This is a genomic window from Conexibacter sp. JCM 18997 (assembly GCF_055391915.1).
On the sequence record NZ_AP043885.1, the window covers coordinates 5198813 to 5217622 of the forward strand.

Genomic DNA, 18810 nt, shown 5'->3' on the forward strand with positions numbered 1-18810 from the left:
GAGCCGGGCTGTCTTCGCTGCCCGCCGTTCGTTCGCGCCGTCACGGCCACTGGCGGAGAACGCCGGCGATCCGCCGTTCATCCTCCAGCTCAGCCCCGCGCCGGCGGCGCCGACCGCACCCAGCGCGCCGGCCGTCCAGTGCGTCGTGCCCAAGCTCGTGGGCCTCATGCGCGCCAAGCCGCGTCGCGGATAGCTCCGGAGCGCGATGGTCAGGAATCTGGAAGGCTGCCGCCCATGGAACTGGGCCGAGCAGGGATCGCTGCCGCTGTACTGACGTCGCTGACCTTCGCGATCGGCGCCGCACCGGCCGCGGCGCTGCCGTTCGTCCCGGCGCCCGGCTCGCCGATCGCCGCCGGGCTGGCGCCGCTGGACGTCGCCGTGGGCGATGTCAACGCCGATGGGCGCGCTGACCTGGCGGTGGCCGATCACGACAGCGATGCCGTGCGGATCCTGCTCGGCGACGGCCTGGGCCGCTTCAGCGCCTCGCCGGTTGGGCCGATCGCGGTCGGTGACGGCCCCGGGGCGATCGTGGCCGGCGACCTCGACGGCGACGGGAACCTGGACCTGGTGACCGCCAACCAGAACGCCAACACGCTGACCGTGCTGCTCGGCGACGGGACGGGCCAGTTCACGCAGGCCGCCGGTTCCCCGATCGCGGTGGGCAACCTGCCCTACAAGCTCACGCTCGGACGGGTCGACACGGGCCCGACGCTGGACCTGCTGGTGCCCGAGTACGGCGACGGCGACATGCGGGTTCTGCTCGGTGACGGAGACGGTCAGTTCACGCCGTCCAGCGCCTCGCCGATCGCCACCGGCGGCACCCCGATCACCGCCGTGTTGGCCGACTTCGACGCGGACAGCAAGCCGGACGCGGTGGTCGCCGGGTTCCCGACCGGCGGCGTCAAGGTGCTGCTCGGCGACAACGCCGGCGGCTTCACCGCGACGCCCGGCTCGCCGCTGAGCTACGGCGGCAGCTTCCCCGCCGCCGTGGCGGTCGCCGACTACGACCGCGACGCCGACGCGGACATCGCGATCGCCGACGTCGGCGACGGGACGATCACGGTCATGCTCGGGGACGGGAACGGCGCCTTCACGCCCGCGCCCGGCCCGCCGACGGTGGTCGGCAACAGCCCCTTCGCCACGATCACCGCGGACTTCGACGCCAACGGGATTGCGGACCTCGCGGTGGTCAACCAGGACGACAACTCCATCTCGGTGCTGCTGGGCAGCGGCAACGCGACGTTCACGCCGGCCCCGGGCTCGCCGGTCGCCACCGGACCGCGCCCCATGTCCGTGGCCGCGGGCGACTTCCTGGCCGACGGCCTGCCCGACCTGGTCACCGCCGACTACGACGGCGGCACGGTGTCGGTCGCGCTGAACTGGCCCTTCCTCCCGTCCGCGCCGCCCGCCGCGCCGACCGCCCCCGTGGCGCCGCCGGTCACCACCCAGCCGCCGGCCACCACGCCGCCGGTGGCCACCCCGGCGGCGCGCGCCTGCGTCGTGCCCGACCTGCACGGGCGCACCACCGGCGGCGCCCGCACCCTGCTGGAGGCGGCGGGCTGCCGGCTGGGCAGCGTGCGCCACGTGACCTCCCGTCGCGGGGCCAAGACGCCCCGGGTGGTGCGTCAGACGCTGCGCGCCGGGACGCGCCACGCCGAGGACACGAAGGTCTCGGTCCGGACGCGGTCGGCGAAGCGGTAGCGGCCTACGCCACCTTCAGGGTCGCCGACACGTCGGCGCTGTCGCCGCGCGCGGCCTCGAGCGTGAGTCCGAGGAACGCCTTGGCCGCGGGCGGCTGGCGCCGGGCCGCGCGCCACACGATGGCCACCGGCCAGGTCAGCGGCTTGGGCCCGATCGGGACGCCGACGATCGGCGGGCCCTCCTCGGCGACGATCGACTGGGGGAGCACGGCGACGCCGAGGCCATGGCTGGCCAGCGCGCGGACCGCGCCCATCTCGGTGCAGTAGAAGGCGTTCTTCGGCGTGTGGCCGCTCTCGCCCATGGCCCACTCCAGGCGACGGCGCAGCTCGGAGCCGTCGCGGTAGGCGATCAGCGTCTGCCCCGCGAGCTCGTCGAACGTGACGTGGTCGCGTGCGGCGAACGCGTGGTCGGGCGCGACGGCCACGAAGAGCTGCTCCTGGAAGAGGATCGTCGCGGCGAACTCGTCGCCCAGCCGGTCCGGGTCCACGGAGGCGAAGGCCAGATCGAGCTCGTCGGTGCGCAGCATGTCGAGCATCCGGTCGGCGGTGTCCTCGATCATGTGGATCTCGACGCCCGGATGGCGCTCGTGGAACTCCCCCATCACCCAGGGGAGGCGGAAGTTGCCGGTCGGCCACATGCCGCCGATCGAGACGCGCCCCGACAGCACACCGGTCAGCTGCTGCAGCTCGGACTGCAGGCCGTCGACCTCGGCCAGGGCCCGGCGCGCGTAGTCGAGCACGACCTCGCCGGCCGGGGTGACCGTCACGGTGCGGCTGGTCCGGCGCAGCACCTCCACGCCGAGCTCGCCTTCCAGGCGGCGGATCTGCTGGGACAGCGCCGACTGCGCCAGATGCAGCTCCTCGGCGGCGCGGGTGAAGCTGCCGTGGCGGGCGATCGCTTCGAGGGTGCGCAGGTGCCGGAGCTCCATGGGAGTTGATGATGACGCGGGTCGATTGAGAAGTCGAAGACGAGTTCGCGCGTCCAGCGATCAGCCTGCCTGATCGCTGGAGCCGCCGGCGGCCGCACCGGGCGAGCGGATTTGGAAGGCCCGGCCCGACTGGAGGTTGGGGCAGGACGTCCGCTCACCCGGTGCCGCCGCCGGCGGCATGCGCGGGATTCCTCAGCGACCGGGCAGGGCCGCTCGCAACCAGGCCGCGGGCTCGAACAGCGACTCGACCCGGTCGGCCTTGCGCAGCTGGCGGGCGCGGGCCACGAGCAGCGCGCGCACATCGGCGGTCGGGCGGAACGGGTCGGCGATCGATCCCTTGGACGTCAGGGAAACCGCCGCCCACAGCTCGCCGCCGACCTCGGCCACCAGCAGCACACCCTCCGGGACGACCTGCGAGTCGACGGCGGCGAGCGCCGCGACGGCCGGTGCGTCGTCGGGGAAGGCGTAGCGGATGGTCACGTCGGTGGTGGGATACTTGTGGGACATTGGTTGACTCCTGTTGGTCGCAAGAGCAGAATGCAAGCCCGAAAGACGTAATTCAATGTCCTACAACTTGAACTTGAATGACATCGATCGCGACTCGAGCGCGTCGATCACCAGCCAGCTGGTCGACCGCCTGCGCGAGGCGATCGACGCGGGCGACCTCGGGCCCGGTGAGAAGCTGCCGACCACGCGGGCGCTCGCCGAGCAGGCGTCGATCAACCACCTGACCGCGGTGCGCGTCTACCGCCGCCTGGCCGAGCTGGGCTACGTGACCTCAGCGGTCGGGCGCGGCACGTTCGTGCGCTCGGTCCCGCCCCCGGCGCCCGACGCCGACGACCGCGACCCGATCGACTGGCAGACCGCCGTGCTGCCCGAGCTGCGCTCCTCGTTCTCCAACGAGATGTTCCTCTCGACGTACATGATCCCGGCCGACCCGGGCATCGTGTCGCTGGCCACCGGCGCGCCGGATCCCGCCGTCTTCCCGGCCACCGAGCTCGGGGCGATCGCGCAGGACGTGCTCGACGACCTGGGCGGGGAGGCGCTGGCCTACCTCGATCCCGACGGGCTGGCCGAGCTGCGCGAGGACATCGCCGAGCGCGGCCGCGAGCTCGGCTTCGCCCAGAGCGCCGACGAGATCCTCGTCACCTCCGGCGCCCGCCAGGCGATCGATCTGGTCTGCCGCTCGGTCGTCGCGCCCGGCGACGTCGTCGTGTGCGAGTCGCCCACGTTCATCGGCATCCTCAGCTCGCTGCAGGTCACCGGCGCGCGGGTGATCGGCGTGCCCGTCGACGAGGACGGGATGGACATCGACGCGCTCGAGCGGATCCTCGCGCGGCACGAGGTCAAGCTGGTGGCGATCCAGTCGGGCTGCCAGAACCCGACCGGCCAGGACATGTCGCCGGCTCGCGCGGCGCGCCTGATGGAGCTGGCCCGCGAACGGTCGTTCTTCGTGCTCGAGGACGGCGTCTACGCGACCGTCCGCTTCGACGGACCGCAGCGCCCGCGCCTGCGCCAGCAGCAGCCCGACCACGTGATCTACGTCGATTCGCTCTCCAAGACGATCGGCGGCGGCCTGCGGCTGGGGTGGATCGCGGCCAGCGGCCCGGTCCGTCAGCGTCTGAGCTGGCTGAAGCTGCACTCCGACACGCATACGTCGAGCCTCGTGCAGCACGTCGCGCACCGGTGGCTGGCCAGCGGCGCGCACGAGCGGCTGGTCGAGGACGGCAACCCGATCTACCGCGCCCGCCGCGATGCGCTGCTGGAGAGCGTGCGCACCCGGCTGGGCGACGAGGTGCGGGTGCGCACGCCGGTCGGCGGCCACCACCTGTGGCTGACGTTCCGCCGCCCGATCGACGAGCGCGCGCTGCTCAGCGAGGCGATCCGCTGCGGCGTGACCTTCCTGCCCGGCAGCGCGATGGAGGCCGAGGCCGGCGGGAGCGGCGCGATGCGCATCTCCTATGCGCGCCTGGACTCCGAGGAGGCCGACGAGGGCGTGCGCCGTCTCGGGGTGGCGATCCGCGCCGTCCGCGCGCGCGCCGCCCGTCCGGGGATCGCCGCGCTGTCGTGAGCGTGCTGCGCGCCGGGCTGCTGGCCGCGACGCTCTCAGGCGCGCCGTCGACCGCCTACGCGCTGGCCACTGGACGCGATCCGCTCGAGGCGGCGCTGGCCGCCGGAGCGATCGTCGTCGGGGAGGACGCGTCCAAGGGCGCCCGGCTGGCCGCGGCGGTGCCGGTGCATCTGGCCATCTCGCTGGGCTGGACGGTGGTGCTCGACCGTGTCCTGCCCGCCCGCGGCCGGGTGTGGACGGGCGCGGTCGCCGGCCTGGTCATCGCCGCGCTGGACCTCGGCGTCATCGGCCGGCGGATCCCGGCGATCCGCGCGTTGCCGGTCGGCCCGCAGCTCGCGGACCACGTGGCTTTCGGAGCTCTAGGGGTGTCGCTGGCGGGCCGCGGCCGCTGACGGTGGGCATTGTGACCGCTGCCGCCAGGCGACGGGCCCCCGTGGGTTTACCGCGGCGCCATGCGCAGCGCGCCGTCGAGCCGGATGACCTCGCCGTTGAGCATCGCGTTCTCGACGATGTGGCTGGCCAGCGCGCCGAACTCGGCCGGATCGCCCAGCCGCGGCGGGAAGGGGATCGACCGGCCCAGCGCCTCGCGCGCGTCCTCGGGCAGCCCGGCCAGCAGCGGCGTGTCGAACAGACCCGGGGCGATCGTGCAGACGCGGATGCCGAAGCGGGCCAGGTCGCGCGCGACCGGCAGGGTCATCCCGACGACGCCGCCCTTGGAGGCGGCGTAGGCGGCCTGGCCGATCTGCCCGTCGTAGGCGGCGATCGACGCGGTGTTGACGCACACGCCGCGCTCGCCGTTGGCGTCGGGCTCGTTGGCGCTCATGGCCGCCGCCGCCAGGCGCAGCGCGTTGAAGGTGCCGATCAGGTTGACCGCGATCACGTTGGCGAACGGCTCGATCGGATGCGGTCCGCGCTGGGTGATCGTGCGCTCGGCCCAGCCGATCCCCGCGCAGTGCACCGAGATGCGCAGCCCGCCCGGCGCGCCCGCCGCGGCGCTGACCGCCGCTTCGAGCTGGTCGGCCTGGGTGACGTCCGCCGTCACGTAGGAGGCGGCCAGCTCGTTGGCCAGCGCGCGGCCCCTGGTCTCGTTGACGTCGGCGATGACGACGCGCGCGCCGCGTTCGGACAGCGCCCGCGCGGTCGCCGCTCCGAGGCCCGAGGCCCCGCCCACCACCAGTGCTCCACAGCCGTCGATCTGCATTGGCGCGGCACCTTAGCGCCGCGCGTCGTGTCGCCGTTGTCCGATCCGACCCGGTATCCGGGCTCGAGCGGACAACGGCTCGCGCCGGTGCGCTCGCGCTAGCCGGGCTTGGTGGCGACCGACACCGCGAACCACTCGCGCGGGTCGGTGACCAGCGCCTCGAGCTGCAGGCCCGCGGCGGCCAGGTCGGCGGCGATGCGCTTGGGCGTGAACTTCGCGCTGATCTCCGTGCGCAGCTCCTCGCGGTGGGCGAAGTCGACGCCCAGATCCAGCGCGGTGATGTTCACGCGCTGGGGCGTCAGCGCGCGCAGGCGCATCTCGATCCACTGGCGCGAGCGGTCGAAGAAGGCGACGTGCTCGAAGGCGTCCAGGTCGAAGTCGGCGCCCAGCTCGCGGTTGACCACGGCGAGCACGTTGCGGTTGAACTCGGCCGTCACACCGGCCGCGTCGTTGTAGGCCGCTTCGATGATCGTCGGGTCCTTGACCAGATCGGTGCCCAGCAGCAGGCGGTCGCCGGGCGCGAGCAGCTGGCCGACCGTGCGCAGGAATCGCCGCCGCGAGCCCGGAGGGAAGTTGCCGATCGTACCGCCCAGGAAGGCGACGGCGCGGCGGCCCGTGGGCGCCGGTAGCCGATCCAGGTGGCGCTCGACATCCCCGACCACGCCGTGCACGTCGACGCCCAGGTCGGCCAGCTCGTCGCCGGCCGCGCGCACGACGCTCTCCGACACGTCCACCGGGATGTAGCGCTGCGCGTTGGACCCGGCCAGCAGCAGCCGCGCCTTCGTCGTGGCGCCCGAGCCGAGCTCGACCAGCTCGTCGACGCCGTCCATCAGCTCGCCGGCGCGGGCCTCGAGGATGGCCAGCTCGGTGCGCGTCGGGTAGTACTCGGGCTGGGCGCAGATCTCCTCGAACAGCTCGCTGCCGCGCGTGTCGTAGAAGTGCTTGGGCGGCAGCTCCTTGAACGGCCGCGTGAGCCCGTCGAGAACGTCGTCGGCCAGCGAGCGCTGCTCCGACGTGTGGATGTCGAGTGCGCTCATGCGTCGTCGTCCTTCGCCAGTCGTAGGCCTGCGAACAGCTGCCGCCGTTGCGGCAGGTCCCAGTTGCGGAACGTCGCCGAGACGACGCGGGGATGGGTGGCGCACGAGCCGCCGCGCAGCACGCGGTAGCGGTCGCCGAAGAACGGCTCGGAGTACTCGCGGTACGGGTAGGGCGCAAAGCCCGGGTAGGCGAGGAAGGGCGACGCGGTCCACTCCCAGACCTGCCCGACACCCTGGACCTGGTTCCAGGTCGCCGCCTTCTCCCACTCGGCCTCGGTCGGCAAGCGCGCACCGGCCCAGCGAGCGAAGGCGTCGGCCTCGAACCAGGAGATGTGGACGACGGGTGCGTCCGGATCCCCGGTGCGGACCGAGCTCGGACAGTCGCCGATGTCGTACTCCTCCTTCCACATCCACGACTCGTGCGACCACCACGGCCGACGCTCGTAGCCGCCGCCCTCGGTGAAGGTCAGCCAGGTCGCGTTGGTCACCGGGCGCCTGGCGATCCGGAAGGGCGCGATCTCGACGGTGTGCCGGGGCCGCTCGTTGTCGTAGGCGAAGCCGTCGGCGTCCGCGCCGAGCACGGTCGGACCGCCGGCCACCGACACCCATTCGTCGCCCGCCGGGACCGCGTCCGGGACGCCGACGCCGACGGGCAGCAGCCCGCCGAGCGCCATCGCCTGCAGCATCGTCTCGGTGTGCTGGAGCTCGTGGCGCAGGACCAGCTCGTGCAGGTCCCCGGCGCCGTGCTCCTCGGTCACCGCGATCGTGCGCTCGCGCACCTCGGCCAGGTAGGCGTCCAGCTCGTCGCCGCGCAGGAACTCCAGGTCGCCGCGCACGGCACGCGGCGTCTCGAACGCGTCGTACAGCGCGGCCAGGTCCTCGCGCAGCAGCGGCAGCCCGCCGACGCGATGGGCGATCCACAGGTCCTCGTAGGCGCCGATGTGGCCGAGGTCCCAGGCGATCGGCGACATGATCGGGTCGATCACGCGCTCGCGCTGGTCGGCGTCGAGGTGGGCGACCAGCGCGTACGTCCGACGCCGAGCCTCCTCCAGCGCTTCCAGCATTCCCACCCGGGCTCCCGCGAGGTCGGCCATCCGCTTCAACGGTACAGAACGGCCCGGGCGGGCTTGCCGGACTGCGTCAGCCGTGCCGCTTCCCGGCGCGCGGCCGCTTGGCCTTGGCCTTCTTCTGCTTGGCCGCCGGGACGTCGGCCGGGCCCCAGTCGGGGGAGCTGGCGCCCGCGATCAGCAGGGACGGAGCGAGGTCGTGCGGGCAGCCGGAACGCGTATCGCCCAGGACCACCACGTGGACCCCGTCGGCGTCGGCGTAGGCCACGCGGGTGCCGTCCGGGCTGTAGGTCGGGTCCTTGAACGCGCCCCCGGCCGGATCGGTCAGCTGCCAGCAACGCTCGACCGACCCGCCGTCGCGGGCCAGCGGGTCCTCCAGGACCCGGTAGAAGCGCAGCAGCTCGTCGCTGTCGCCGCCCACGCCGACCACCGAGGAGCGGTCGGGCGAGAGCTGCATGTCGACCATGTCGCGCGCCTCGGTGTCGTGGAACCAGCGGCGCAGGTCACCGGTGTTGTTGTCGGTGCCCGGCGTCAGCGTGTTGAAGACGGCGTCCTCGTTGAAGCCGACGCCCGCGAACGAGCGCATCAGCGTGGCGCCGTCCAGCCACTGCGGGTAGCTCCAGCCGGTCAGCAGCCCGAACTCCTGGGGAGCGGTGTAGCGGTCGGCGTAGGTGATGCCGACGCCCTTGCTCGAGCGGTAGGTGTAACAGGGCGGGAACGACGACTCGGTGCAGCCGGTGGAGGCGCCGTAGGTCGTGTTGTACCACTCGAAGGCGACCTTGCTGCCATCGGGTGAGAGCTGCGGATCGAAGGGGCCGCCGAACGTGTCGACGCCCGTCCCGGTCTTCTGGCCGTCGCTGACGTAGGTGGGGATCTCGCCCAGGACCTTGCCGTCCGGCGCGAGCCGCGCGAGCGTCTCGCGACCGGTCAGCGCGACCATCGCGCCGTTGTCGGCCTGGGAGACGCTGAACGCGCCGCCGCCGGTGGTCAGCTGGACCTGGCGTGTGCCGTCGGGCGTCGCCTTGAAGACGTTGCCGGACTTGACGTAGGCGATCGAGTCCGCGCTGGCGGGCGCGGCGATCACCAGGCAGCCGAGCGCGGCCGCCGCGAGGGTGGTGAGTCGCATCGGATGGTTCCTCAACGGGTGCGGGTGATCTCGACCGTGATGTCGGTGACGACGCACGTGTCGAGCTGGTTGCGGGCGGGGCTGGGCAGCGGGCAGCCGGGCGTGCTCTGCGCCTCGTGGCGGAGCTTCAGCGTCTGGCCGACGCGCAGGGCCCGCCACTTCTTCAGCGAGCCGGCGAAGGTCGCCTCGAGCTGGTCGGTCTCGACCAGCGCGTCGTGGTCGGGCGCGCACTTGGCGTACTCGAACGTGCCGATCACGGCGGGCTCGACGACGATCGCGCCGGCCAGCTTGTCGGGGAGGTCGAAGGTCACGCCCATGCGTGGCGTCTTGCGGCCGCAGCCGGTCTGCTTCGTGCTGCCCGGGAGCGGCACGAACAGGCACTCGGGGTCGAGGTTGCTGCCCTCGCACACGGGGAGCCCGTCCTTGTGGGTGACCGTCGCCTTGCGGCTGACGGTGGCCTTGACCTTGGGCTGGTTCAGCGGCCCCTGGAGGATCCAGCTGGGCGCGCCCGGGATCGACTCAGGGAGCGTGAACGCCTCGAAGACGTACTTCGTCGGCGTGCTGAACCCGAGCGTCTGGGTGCCCCAGTTCTTCGACCAGCCGGTCAGCTCGTCGGGGTAGACCTCGGACTGGTAGCTCCAGTCGGTCACCTGGATGCCGGTGACGTCGACCGAGTAGCGCATGTCGGCCGCCGAGGCCGGTGCGGTGGCGGCCGCCGCGCAGATCGTGGTGAGGGCGACGGCGAGCGCCGCCCGGAGGAGGTTCGTGTTCATGGCCGGCAACGATGTCGCCGGACGCTTGTCGCCCCCTTGCCAGCGCTTGCCGCCGGCTTGCCGCCGTCAGTCGGTCAGCGCGTCGGCCGACGCGACGACTTCCAGCGTCCCGGCACCGTCGAGCATCGAGGCGGGCGTCGCCTTGTCCGGGCCCGCCAGCACCCGCGACAGCGCGTCGGCCTTGTCGGCGCCCGCGACCAGCAGCATCACGCGGGGCGACGCGTAGACGAGCGGCAGCGTGAAGGTGATGCGGTGCGGCGGCGGCTTGGGCGAGTCGTGCAGGCCGGCCACGAGCACGTCGGTGATGTCGAGCTCGTCGTGGCCGGGGAACAGCGACAGCGTGTGGCCGTCGGGGCCCATGCCGGCCATGATCAGGTCGAAGCGGGGCAGGCCGTCGGGGCCGGCCGGAACGACGCCGCGCACCTCGGCGTCGTAGTAGGCGGCGGCGACGTCCGCGCCTTCCTCGCCCAGCACGCGGTGGAGGTTCTCGGCCGGGATCGTGATGCGGTCCAGCAGCGACGTGCGGACCATCTTCCAGTTGGCGTCGTCGTCCTCGGGCCCGACCGCGCGCTCGTCGCTGATCCAGATGTGGACGTGGGCCCAGTCGTCGACCAGCGGCGCCAGCAGCTCGTGGGCCCGCTCGGGAGTCGTGCCGCCGGCCAGCGCCAGGTGGAACGGCTCGCGGGTCGCGTTGACCGCGTCGGCCACCGCGCGGGCGGCGTAGGCGGCGACGGCCTCCTTGTCGTCCAGCCTGGTCAGCTTCACAGCGTCCCCTCCGACTCGAACTCGTCCTCGCGGGCGGCCGACAGCGTCGGCTGCGCCTCGCGCATCTCCTCCTCGGCGCGGATCACGTGCATGACCGCGTTGATCAGCGCCAGGTGGGTGAACGCCTGCGGGAAGTTGCCCAGGTGGCGGCCCGAGCGCGGGTCGATCTCCTCGGCGTACAGGTGCAGCGACGAGGCGTAGCCGAGCAGCTTCTCGCACAGCTCACGCGCCCGCTGGTGCTCGCCGATCTCGCTCAGCGCCGACACCAGCCAGAACGAGCAGATCGTGAACGTGCCCTCCTCGCCCGACAGCCCGTCGTCGGTTTCCTCGACCTTGTAGCGGAGCACCAGGCCGTCGACTGTCAGCTCCTCGGCGATGGCCAGGACGGTGGCCTGGATGCGCGGGTCCTCCGGCGGCAGGAAGCGCAGGAGCGGCATCAGCAGCGCCGAGGCGTCCAGCGCGTCGGTCTCGTAGTGCTGGGTGAAGACGCCGCGCTCGTCGACGCCGTTGGCGCAGATGTCGGCGTGCAGGTCGTCGGCCGCCTGACGCCAGCGCGCGTGCATCTCCTCGTCCTCACGCAGCGCGGCCAGGCGCGCGCCGCGGTCCATCGCCACCCAGCACATGACCTTGCTGGAGACGAAGTGCTTGGGCTCGCCGCGCACCTCCCAGATGCCGCGGTCGGCCTCGCCGTGGCGCTCGATCGCCTTCTCGACCAGGCGGCAGATGATCGGCCAGCGCGACTCGGCCAGGTGGTCGCGCGACTTGGTGTGCAGGAAGATCGAGTCGAGCATCGCGCCCCACACGTCGTGCTGATCCTGGTCGTAGGCGCCGTTGCCGATGCGCACCGGCTTGGCCCCGTCGTAGCCATGCAGGTGCTCCAGCACGTGCTCCTGCAGCTCGGTCTCGCCGCCGATGCCGTACATGATCTGGATGTCCGGATCACGTTCCGCGGCGTCGGCGATGAAGTAGAAGAAGTCGTTGGCCTCCCAGTCGAAGCCGAGCGTGTACAGCCCCCACAACATGAACGTCGAGTCGCGGATCCAGCTGTAGCGGTAGTCCCAGTTGCGCTCGCCGCCCGGCGTCTCGGGCAGGGACGTGGTGGCCGCGGCGATCATCGCGCCGGTGGGCGAGTAGGTCAGGCCCTTCAGCGTCAGCGCGGACCGCTGCAGGTACGTGCGCCACGGGTGGTCGGGAAACTCGCCGTGGGACAGCCACTCGTGCCAGAAGTCGGCCGTGTGGACGAGGCGCTCGTAGCTCTCCTCGTAGGTCTCGGGACCGCCGTGCTCGCTGAAGGCCAGGGCCACGAACGCGGTGTCGCCGTCGCGCAGCGTCGTGCGCGCCCGCACGCGCGAGCCCTCGAAGCCGAGGCGCAGGTCGGTGCTCATGCGCAGGCGCAGGTCGTGACCGGGGAACGTGGCCACGGCCGAGCCGTAGCCGGGCCCGTCGTACTCCCAGGCGGCGTGGACGCGGCCGTAGTCGTACAGCGGCTGGCAGTCCAGGTGCACCTCGACCGAGCCGTTGACGCAGCGCATCGTGCGCAGCAGGACGTGATCGGCGTCGTCGTCGGTGGGCGAGCGGCGGTGCGTGCGCGAACGCTCGCTGTCGTGGTGCCACGGGCCGATCAGCAGCAGGTCGCGCACGACCAGCCAGCCCAGCGGCGTGCCCCACGTCGTCTCCAGGACCATCGTGCCCGGCAGGTACCGGCGCGCGGCCGGCACCGTCGTATCGGCGGGACCGAGGCGGAACGAGCCCGCGTCGCGGTCCAGCATCGCGCCGAAGATCGACGGGCTGTCCATGCGGGGCAGGCACATCCACTCGATCGCCCCACTGGGCGCGACGAGCGCGGTGGTCTCGCAATCGCTCAGGAACGCGTACTCCGCGATCGGCGGGAAGGGGCTGCCCAGCGGCGCCACGTGGTCGCCCAGGCGCTGGGCCCGGAGGGTCCTCTCGCTCGTGCTCACGTTGGCAAGAGTAGGACGGATGCGGTCAGGCCACCATCTGCGCAGCGGCGTCCAGGGCTGGACCGTAGGTCGGATCGCGTAGCAGCGCCTGGCGAATGCCCTCGCCCAGGATGCCCGGCTCGCCGCGCGACGCGCCCATGATCGTCCACTCGCGCTCGCCCCCGCGACGGCTCGCGCGGCGGGCCAGCAGCCCGCCGGTGCCGCGGTCCAGCGACAGCACGGTGCCGTTGCCGGTCTCGATGGTCAGGCCCTCCAGGCCGCGCACCGACTGCTCGGGCGCCGGCTTCAGCGTCATGCGCACCTCGCCCTTGCGGGTCCGGGCGCGGCACTCCATGCACCCGTCCGTGCGGCGGGCCAGCGCCCCGGGCTTCCAACCCAGCCGCGACGACAGCCAGCCCATCAGCAGCACGCCGGCGATGGCCGAGTCGGGGTGGTGGCGGATCTCGACGCTGGAGATCGTGGCCAGCTGCGGGCGGTAGGGCGGCGGGTCGAACGCGGCGGCGATGCGCTCGCGCCACGGGGTCGAGCGCAGCCAGGCCAGATCCACGACGTAGGCGCGGTCCGACAGCGCGCGGGCCCGGCCGATCGCGTCCTCGATGTCGGGCTCGTCGACCGAGTCCAGCAGCACCACCTGGGCCAGCCCGAGCAGCTCGTCGACCGCGTCGGCGTGGCCGTGCGGCGCCCACAGCATCGTGGGCAGGTCCGTGACCACCAGCGGGTCGATGATCGTGGCCAGGTGCTGGACGTGCTTGGTGCCGATGTCGACGACGACGTGCTCGTGGGTGGTCGAGAACTCGCCGGCCAGGCCCTCGTCGTCGGTGATCACGGTCGCGCGGGCGTCGATCGTCCGGCGGCCCGGCTCGACGGCGATCAGCACCGTGCGCGAGGCGTGGTAGCGCCCGACGCGCTCCAGGCGGTTCTCGACCTCGCCGCGCCAGTCGCGGTCCACGATCGCGATCAGGTTGAGCACCCGGGCCGGCACCGCCACGCCCATGTCGCCGTGGCGGCGCTGGACCAGCAGCTCGCGCAGCGCCTGCTCGATGGCCGCCGGCGTGGTGTCGCGGGCGAACCAGGTCTGGTCGGCTAGATCGCGCGCCACGTGTCGCCCTCGACCATGATCCGCGTCGCCGCCGGCGGGCCCTGGGTGCCCGCCTCGTAGGTGTCGAGCTCGGGCTCGCGCTCGGCCCAGGCCTGCAGCACCGGGTCGATGATGCGCCATTGCGCCTCGACCTCGTCGTTGCGGGTGAACAGCGTCGCGTCGCCGCGCATGGCGTCGGTGATCAGGCGCTCGTAGGCCTCGGGCGACTGCGACATGAACGCCGTGCCGTACAGGAACTCCATCTGCACCGGGCGGATGCGCATGCGCGTGCCGGGGATCTTGGCGCCCAGCGACAGCGACACGCCTTCGTTGGGCTGCACGGTCAGCACGAGCTGGTTGGGCTGCACGCCGAGCGAGCCCTCCGTCTGGAACGCGAGGTGGGGGACCGGCTTGAGGATCACGGCGATCTCGGTGACCTTGCGGGCCAGGTGCTTGCCGGTGCGCAGGTAGAACGGCACGCCGTTCCAGCGCCAGTTGTCGACCTCCAGACGCAGCGCCGCGTAGGTCTCGGTCTGCGAGTCGGGCGGCACGCCGTCCTCCTCGAGGTAGCCCTTGACCGTCTCGCCGCCCTCGGTGCCCGCGGTGTACTGGGCGCGCACCGTGGCCTCGGGCGCCGGCGGCTGGATCGCCCGCAGCACCTTGACCTTCTCGTCGCGCACCTCGTCGGCGGTGAAGGTGACCGGCGGCTCCATGGCCAGCAGGCAGAGCAGCTGGAGCATGTGGTTCTGCACCAGGTCGCGCAGCGCGCCCGCCGTGTCGTAGTAGCCGGCGCGCGTGCCGATGCCCACCTCTTCGGCCGCGGTGATCTCGACGTGGTCGATGTAGTTGCGGTTCCACAGCGGCTCGAACAGCCCGTTGGCGAAGCGGAAGGCCAGGACGTTCTGGACCGTCTCCTTGCCCAGGTAGTGGTCGATGCGGAAGATCTGGCTCTCCTCGAACACGGCCAGCACGCGGCGGTTGAGCTCGCGCGCCTCCTCGCCCGTGGTGCCGAACGGCTTCTCGATGACCACGCGCACGTCGGCCTCGGGGTGCGAGGACAGCCCGCCCAGCCCGAGCTGCTCGACGATCACCGGGAAGAACCCGGGCGCCGTGGACAGGTAGAACAGGCGGTTCAGCGGCGCGTCGTTCTCGGCGTCGAAGGCCTCGATCTCGACCTTCAGCTTCGCGTAGGTCTCCGGGTCGTCGAACGTGCCCGAGACGTAGCGGACGTTGGCCAGCAGCGCCTCGAGGACCTTGGCGTCCGGGGCGCGGCGGCTGAACTCGTTGATCGCCTCGCGGGCCCAGGCCCGGTAGTCCTCGGTCGACTCGTCGCCGCGCGAGACGCCGATCAGGTTGAAGCGCTCCGGCAGCGCACCCTCGTGGGCCAGGTTGTAGAGCGCGGGCAGCAGCTTGCGCCGGGCCAGGTCGCCGGTGGCCCCGAAGATCGTCATCGTCGTCGGGCCGACGGGCAGGCGCTCCAGGCCTTCGACGAGCGGGTTGTCGTCAGTCAGGGTCATGGCGGGTCATCCTGTGGTCTCCTGGATCGTCGTTCGTGGCCGCTCGCCCAGCAGGAGCTCCTGCTGAGCCAGCAGCGCGGCTCCGTGCACGCCGGCGCGCGGACCCGAGCGCGCGATGCGTACGTGTGTGCAGGTGCCCACTCCGGGCAGGGTGAAGCGCTTGGCGGTCTGCAGCGCGGGCTGCAGCAGCAGATCCCCGGCCACGGAGACGCCGCCGCCGATGGCCACGACCTCGGGGTCGAACAGGTTGATCGCGTTGGCGATGCCCAGACCCAGGCGGTGCCCGAGGATGGCCACGGCCTCGATCGCGCGCTCGTCGCCGTCCTTGGCCGCCTCCACGGCCACGACGCCGCTCTCGAACCCGCGGCCGCGGGCCAGGCGGTCCAGCGCCCGGCCGGAGGCCAGCGACTCCAGCGACCCCGGCTGGGGGAAGCGCTCGTCGTGGGCGAAGCGCCCGTCGCCCTCGGCCGACTCCTGCGCGGCGATGATCATGTGGCCCAGCTCCGGGGCGGCGCCGGTGACGCCGCGGTAGACGCGGCCGTCGATGACGATGCCGCCGCCGACGCCGGTGCCGATCGTGAACATCACGAGGTTCTGGATGACGCTGCCGTCGGGCTCGTGGGCCTCGGCCAGCGCCGCGACCGACGCGTCATTGTCGACGAACACGGGCACGTTGAGGCGCTCGCGCAGCCGCTGGCGCAGGGAGACGTCCTGCAGCGGGATGTTCACCGAGGAGCGCACGGTGCCCGTGTCCCAGTCGATCACCGACGGGACGCCGATGCCCACCGCGGCCAGCTCGCCAGCGCCCTCGGCGCGCTGGATGCCGTCGACCAGCTGGTCGATGAGCGCGTCCGACGACGTCAGGTCGGTCGGCTCGATATGCGGCTCCGCAAGGGTTCCGCCGGTCAGCACGGCGATCGACACCTTGGTGCCGCCGACGTCCACCCCGATCACGCGTTGGGCCACTGCCATGGTCTCTATCACACGCCCGGCGCAACGCGGTAACGGACCATCAACGCGTGGTGGGATTCGAGGAGGTCGATCGGCTCCAGCGCGACGTCGTCCACGCCGAGCGGACCGTGCACGGCGGTCAGCGCGCTGGTGCCGCCGACGACCTGGGGGGCGATGACCAGCTCGAGCTCGTCGACCAGGCCCGCGCGCAGCAGCGCGGCGTTCAGCGTGGCGCCGCCCTCGCACAGGATCGAGCGCAGCCCGCGGGCGCGCAGGTCGGCGACCACGACCGCCGGATCGGCGTCCGCGACGACGACGACCTGCACGTCGGCGGTCACCTCGGGCGGCGGCGTCACGTCCACGCCGCTGTAGACGACGACCGTGGCATCCGACGCGAACAGCGGGATGTCCCAGGGCACGTCGCCCCGCCGCGTGATCGTCGCTCCCACCGGCGGCCGCTCGAGCCCCGCCTGCGCGCGCATGGCCGCGACGTCGGCGTCGCGGATCCAGGCGCCGTAGCGCTCGGCGCGCATCGTGGCGGTGCCCACGAGGATCACGTCGGCGTGCGCGCGCAGCGCATGGAACAGGGCGCGATCGCCCGGCCCGCCGCGGATTCCCCGGCTGCGGCCATCGACCGTCGTATGGCCGTCGGCGGAGGTCACCATGTTCAGCAGGAGCACCTCGCGAGCGGTCAGATGCGCGGCGGCCTGCGCGGCCGTCACGCTTCCGGGCTCTGGCAGCAGCTGTCGCAGCTGCAACAGGTCCGTCATGGAGCGGGAAGCTAGCGGGTAGGTTTCGGCCCGGTGAAGGCCCTTCGAGGACCCGCGCTCCGCGTAGCGATCACTGCAGCCATCATCGGCGTGCTGTGGGTGGCGACCGTCGTGGTCGCCCTGACCCGCTACGACGCGGCCGTCGATCAGTGGTCGGTGGCCGACAAGCAGGCCCAGACGTCGCGGGCGCTGACGAAGATCCGCGAGAACCTGCTGGCCCGCGTCAACGAGACCGACGAGGCGCTGCGCGACGGCCGCCCGGAGTCCTCGCCGCTGGCCGCGCTGGAGTCCGACTACGAGGATCTGGAGGCCCAGGCGCGCACCGCCGGCGCGCCGACCGCGCAGACCGTGCGCCAGATCAACGCCGTCTCCGAGGCCTCGGACAAGCTGAAGATCGCCGCCGACCAGGCGCTGGCCCGCAAGGGCGAGCCCGACGAGAAGGCCGCGGTCGACTCCTACGAGCAGGCGGTCCAGGACTTCGCCGACACGGTGCAGCGCTTCGGCGACACCCAGAACGCGCTCGTCACCGCCTCTCGGGCCGAGGCCAAGGACACCGCCAACCAGGCGCTGATCTGGACGATCGTCCTGGGCCTGATCGCGCTCGTCGTCGGGGGCGTCCTGGTGGTCTACGTCGTGCGCCTGCTGGCCCGCCTGTTCCACCGCATCCGCGAGACGGCCAAGACGCTGACCGAGGCGTCGCTGGAGATGCGGGCCGCCGCGCAGGAGGCGGCCGCCGCCACCAGCCAGCAGTCCGCGGCGATCGCCCAGACCGCGGCGACGATCGAGGAGATGACCGCGACCGCGCGCTCGATCGCGGCGGGCGCACAGACGACCGCCAGCGCCGCGGCGCAGACCAGCGACACGATGGAGGACATGCGCGCGCAGGTCGAGACGATCGCCCAGCGCACCCTGGACCTCGGGCACGGCGGCCAGCAGATCGGCGAGATCCTCCAGCTGATCACCGAGATCGCCGAGCGGACGAACCTGCTCGCGCTGAACGCGGCGATCGAGGCGGCGCGGGCCGGCGAGGCGGGCAAGGGCTTCGCGGTCGTGGCCAGCGAGGTGCGCAAGCTGGCCGAGCGCAGCGTGCGCTCGACCGACTCGATCAAGGGCATCATCAGCACCCTGCAGGACGACACCAACGCGACGATCCTGGCCACCGAGCGCGGTTCCAAGCAGGCGGCCGAGGTCGTCGAGCTGATGCACTCGACCGGCGAGGAGCTCGAGGCGACGCTGCGCGCGACCGAGCAGCAGCGCAACGCCGCCGACCAGGTCTCTCAGGCGATGGCCGAGATCCGCAGCGCGGCCCAGCAGCTGGCCGCCGAGCAGGAGCGGCGCCTGGAGACGACCGAGCAGGTCGAGAAGCTCGTCGAGCGCCTCGAGCGCACGCTGCGCCGGGTCGGCCTGGAGGTCGAGCACTCCGGCAACGGCCGTCGCGCCGCGGAGTAGACGGTCGTGGCTGACGGCGTCCACGTCCGGGTCGGCGCCGGCCGCTACGTGCTCGACGTACGCGACGTGCGCGAGGTCGAGGATCGCCAGCCGGTGACCAAGGTGCCCGGCGCGCCCGCGGGCGTCGTCGGCGTGTGCAGCCTGCGGGGCGCCGTGCTTCCGGTCGTCGAGCTCAGCGACGTGCTCGAGCAGGACAGCGATGGCGGACGCTTCCTCGTGGTGGCCGACGTGGACGGGTTCGTCGCCGGGCTGACCGTCGACGAGATCCTCGGCGTCGAGCCGCTGCCGCGCGAGCTGGAGCCGGATGCGACCGCCGGGATGCGGGGGCGCGCGCTCCTGGACGGCGAGCTCGTGGGTGTGCTGGACGCGGGCGCGATCCTGCGCACGCTGGCCGAAGCGGCCGACGGGTAAACGG

17 protein-coding genes and 1 pseudogene are annotated in these 18810 nt (G+C 72.6%); 5 read left to right on the forward strand and 13 right to left on the reverse strand.

The annotated features are described in order from the left end of the window. Window positions 1–234: 234 nt before the first annotated feature. On the forward strand, window positions 235–1701 hold the full coding sequence (locus ACZ5UI_RS26075) for an FG-GAP-like repeat-containing protein (RefSeq protein WP_464192722.1): 1467 nt from the start codon (window positions 235–237) through the stop codon (window positions 1699–1701). Window positions 1702–1705: 4 nt separating this feature from the next. On the opposite strand, the gene ACZ5UI_RS26080 is transcribed toward ACZ5UI_RS26075, so the two are convergent. Then, a complete protein-coding gene (locus ACZ5UI_RS26080; protein WP_464192725.1) occupies window positions 1706–2629 on the reverse strand; it encodes a LysR family transcriptional regulator in 924 nt (307 codons plus the stop codon). 192 nt (window positions 2630–2821) lie between these two features. Further along, window positions 2822–3136: a hypothetical protein gene (locus ACZ5UI_RS26085; RefSeq protein ID WP_464192727.1), complete on the reverse strand. Its 315-nt coding sequence runs from the start codon at window positions 3134–3136 to the stop codon at window positions 2822–2824. A 73-nt stretch (window positions 3137–3209) separates the two neighbouring features. On the opposite strand from ACZ5UI_RS26085, the gene ACZ5UI_RS26090 reads away from it, so the two are divergent. Continuing rightward, window positions 3210–4700: an aminotransferase-like domain-containing protein gene (locus tag ACZ5UI_RS26090; RefSeq protein WP_464192729.1), complete on the forward strand. Its 1491-nt coding sequence runs from the start codon at window positions 3210–3212 to the stop codon at window positions 4698–4700. Then, window positions 4697–5092, forward strand: coding sequence for a hypothetical protein (locus ACZ5UI_RS26095; protein ID WP_464192732.1), 396 nt, complete (start codon window positions 4697–4699; stop codon window positions 5090–5092). The genes ACZ5UI_RS26090 and ACZ5UI_RS26095 overlap by 4 nt, the downstream gene beginning before the upstream one ends. Before the next feature lie 47 nt (window positions 5093–5139). Here the strand turns inward: ACZ5UI_RS26095 and ACZ5UI_RS26100 are convergent, their stop codons facing one another. The 11 genes from ACZ5UI_RS26100 to ACZ5UI_RS26150 all read right to left on the reverse strand — a co-directional run bounded on the left by ACZ5UI_RS26100 (window position 5140) and on the right by ACZ5UI_RS26150 (window position 16946). Continuing rightward, on the reverse strand, window positions 5140–5901 hold the full coding sequence (locus tag ACZ5UI_RS26100; protein WP_464192734.1) for an SDR family NAD(P)-dependent oxidoreductase: 762 nt from the start codon (window positions 5899–5901) through the stop codon (window positions 5140–5142). A 98-nt stretch (window positions 5902–5999) separates the two neighbouring features. Continuing rightward, window positions 6000–6938, reverse strand: coding sequence for an L-histidine N(alpha)-methyltransferase (egtD, locus tag ACZ5UI_RS26105; RefSeq protein WP_464192736.1), 939 nt, complete (start codon window positions 6936–6938; stop codon window positions 6000–6002). Next, complete coding sequence (locus tag ACZ5UI_RS26110; protein ID WP_464192738.1) at window positions 6935–8032, reverse strand: SUMF1/EgtB/PvdO family nonheme iron enzyme; 1098 nt, start codon at window positions 8030–8032, stop codon at window positions 6935–6937. The genes egtD and ACZ5UI_RS26110 overlap by 4 nt, the downstream gene beginning before the upstream one ends. A gap of 46 nt (window positions 8033–8078) precedes the next feature. Next, complete coding sequence (locus ACZ5UI_RS26115) at window positions 8079–9131, reverse strand: TolB-like translocation protein (RefSeq protein ID WP_464192741.1); 1053 nt, start codon at window positions 9129–9131, stop codon at window positions 8079–8081. An 11-nt stretch (window positions 9132–9142) separates the two neighbouring features. Continuing rightward, complete coding sequence (locus ACZ5UI_RS26120; protein ID WP_464192743.1) at window positions 9143–9904, reverse strand: ubiquitin family protein; 762 nt, start codon at window positions 9902–9904, stop codon at window positions 9143–9145. A 66-nt stretch (window positions 9905–9970) separates the two neighbouring features. Further along, a complete protein-coding gene (gene pgl / locus ACZ5UI_RS26125) occupies window positions 9971–10669 on the reverse strand; it encodes a 6-phosphogluconolactonase (protein ID WP_464192745.1) in 699 nt (232 codons plus the stop codon). Continuing rightward, on the reverse strand, window positions 10666–12594 hold the full coding sequence (locus ACZ5UI_RS26130; RefSeq protein ID WP_464197896.1) for a glycoside hydrolase family 15 protein: 1929 nt from the start codon (window positions 12592–12594) through the stop codon (window positions 10666–10668). The genes pgl and ACZ5UI_RS26130 overlap by 4 nt, the downstream gene beginning before the upstream one ends. A 61-nt stretch (window positions 12595–12655) precedes the next feature. Then, window positions 12656–13729: a glucose-6-phosphate dehydrogenase assembly protein OpcA gene (locus tag ACZ5UI_RS26135; protein WP_464192747.1), complete on the reverse strand. Its 1074-nt coding sequence runs from the start codon at window positions 13727–13729 to the stop codon at window positions 12656–12658. Further along, complete coding sequence (gene zwf, locus ACZ5UI_RS26140; RefSeq protein WP_464192749.1) at window positions 13714–15225, reverse strand: glucose-6-phosphate dehydrogenase; 1512 nt, start codon at window positions 15223–15225, stop codon at window positions 13714–13716. The genes ACZ5UI_RS26135 and zwf overlap by 16 nt, the downstream gene beginning before the upstream one ends. 6 nt (window positions 15226–15231) lie before the next feature. Then, on the reverse strand, window positions 15232–16197 hold the full coding sequence (locus tag ACZ5UI_RS26145; RefSeq protein WP_464192751.1) for an ROK family protein: 966 nt from the start codon (window positions 16195–16197) through the stop codon (window positions 15232–15234). Between the two features lie 8 nt (window positions 16198–16205). Continuing rightward, on the reverse strand, window positions 16206–16946 hold the full coding sequence (locus ACZ5UI_RS26150) for a dihydrofolate reductase family protein (RefSeq protein ID WP_464192753.1): 741 nt from the start codon (window positions 16944–16946) through the stop codon (window positions 16206–16208). An 882-nt stretch (window positions 16947–17828) separates the two neighbouring features. On the opposite strand from ACZ5UI_RS26150, the pseudogene ACZ5UI_RS26155 reads away from it, so the two are divergent. Together ACZ5UI_RS26155 and ACZ5UI_RS26160 are read left to right on the forward strand one after the other, a co-directional pair. Further along, window positions 17829–18212: pseudogene (locus tag ACZ5UI_RS26155) on the forward strand (methyl-accepting chemotaxis protein); the annotation flags it as partial. 189 nt (window positions 18213–18401) lie between these two features. Then, on the forward strand, window positions 18402–18806 hold the full coding sequence (locus tag ACZ5UI_RS26160; protein ID WP_464192755.1) for a chemotaxis protein CheW: 405 nt from the start codon (window positions 18402–18404) through the stop codon (window positions 18804–18806). Window positions 18807–18810 lie beyond the last annotated feature (4 nt).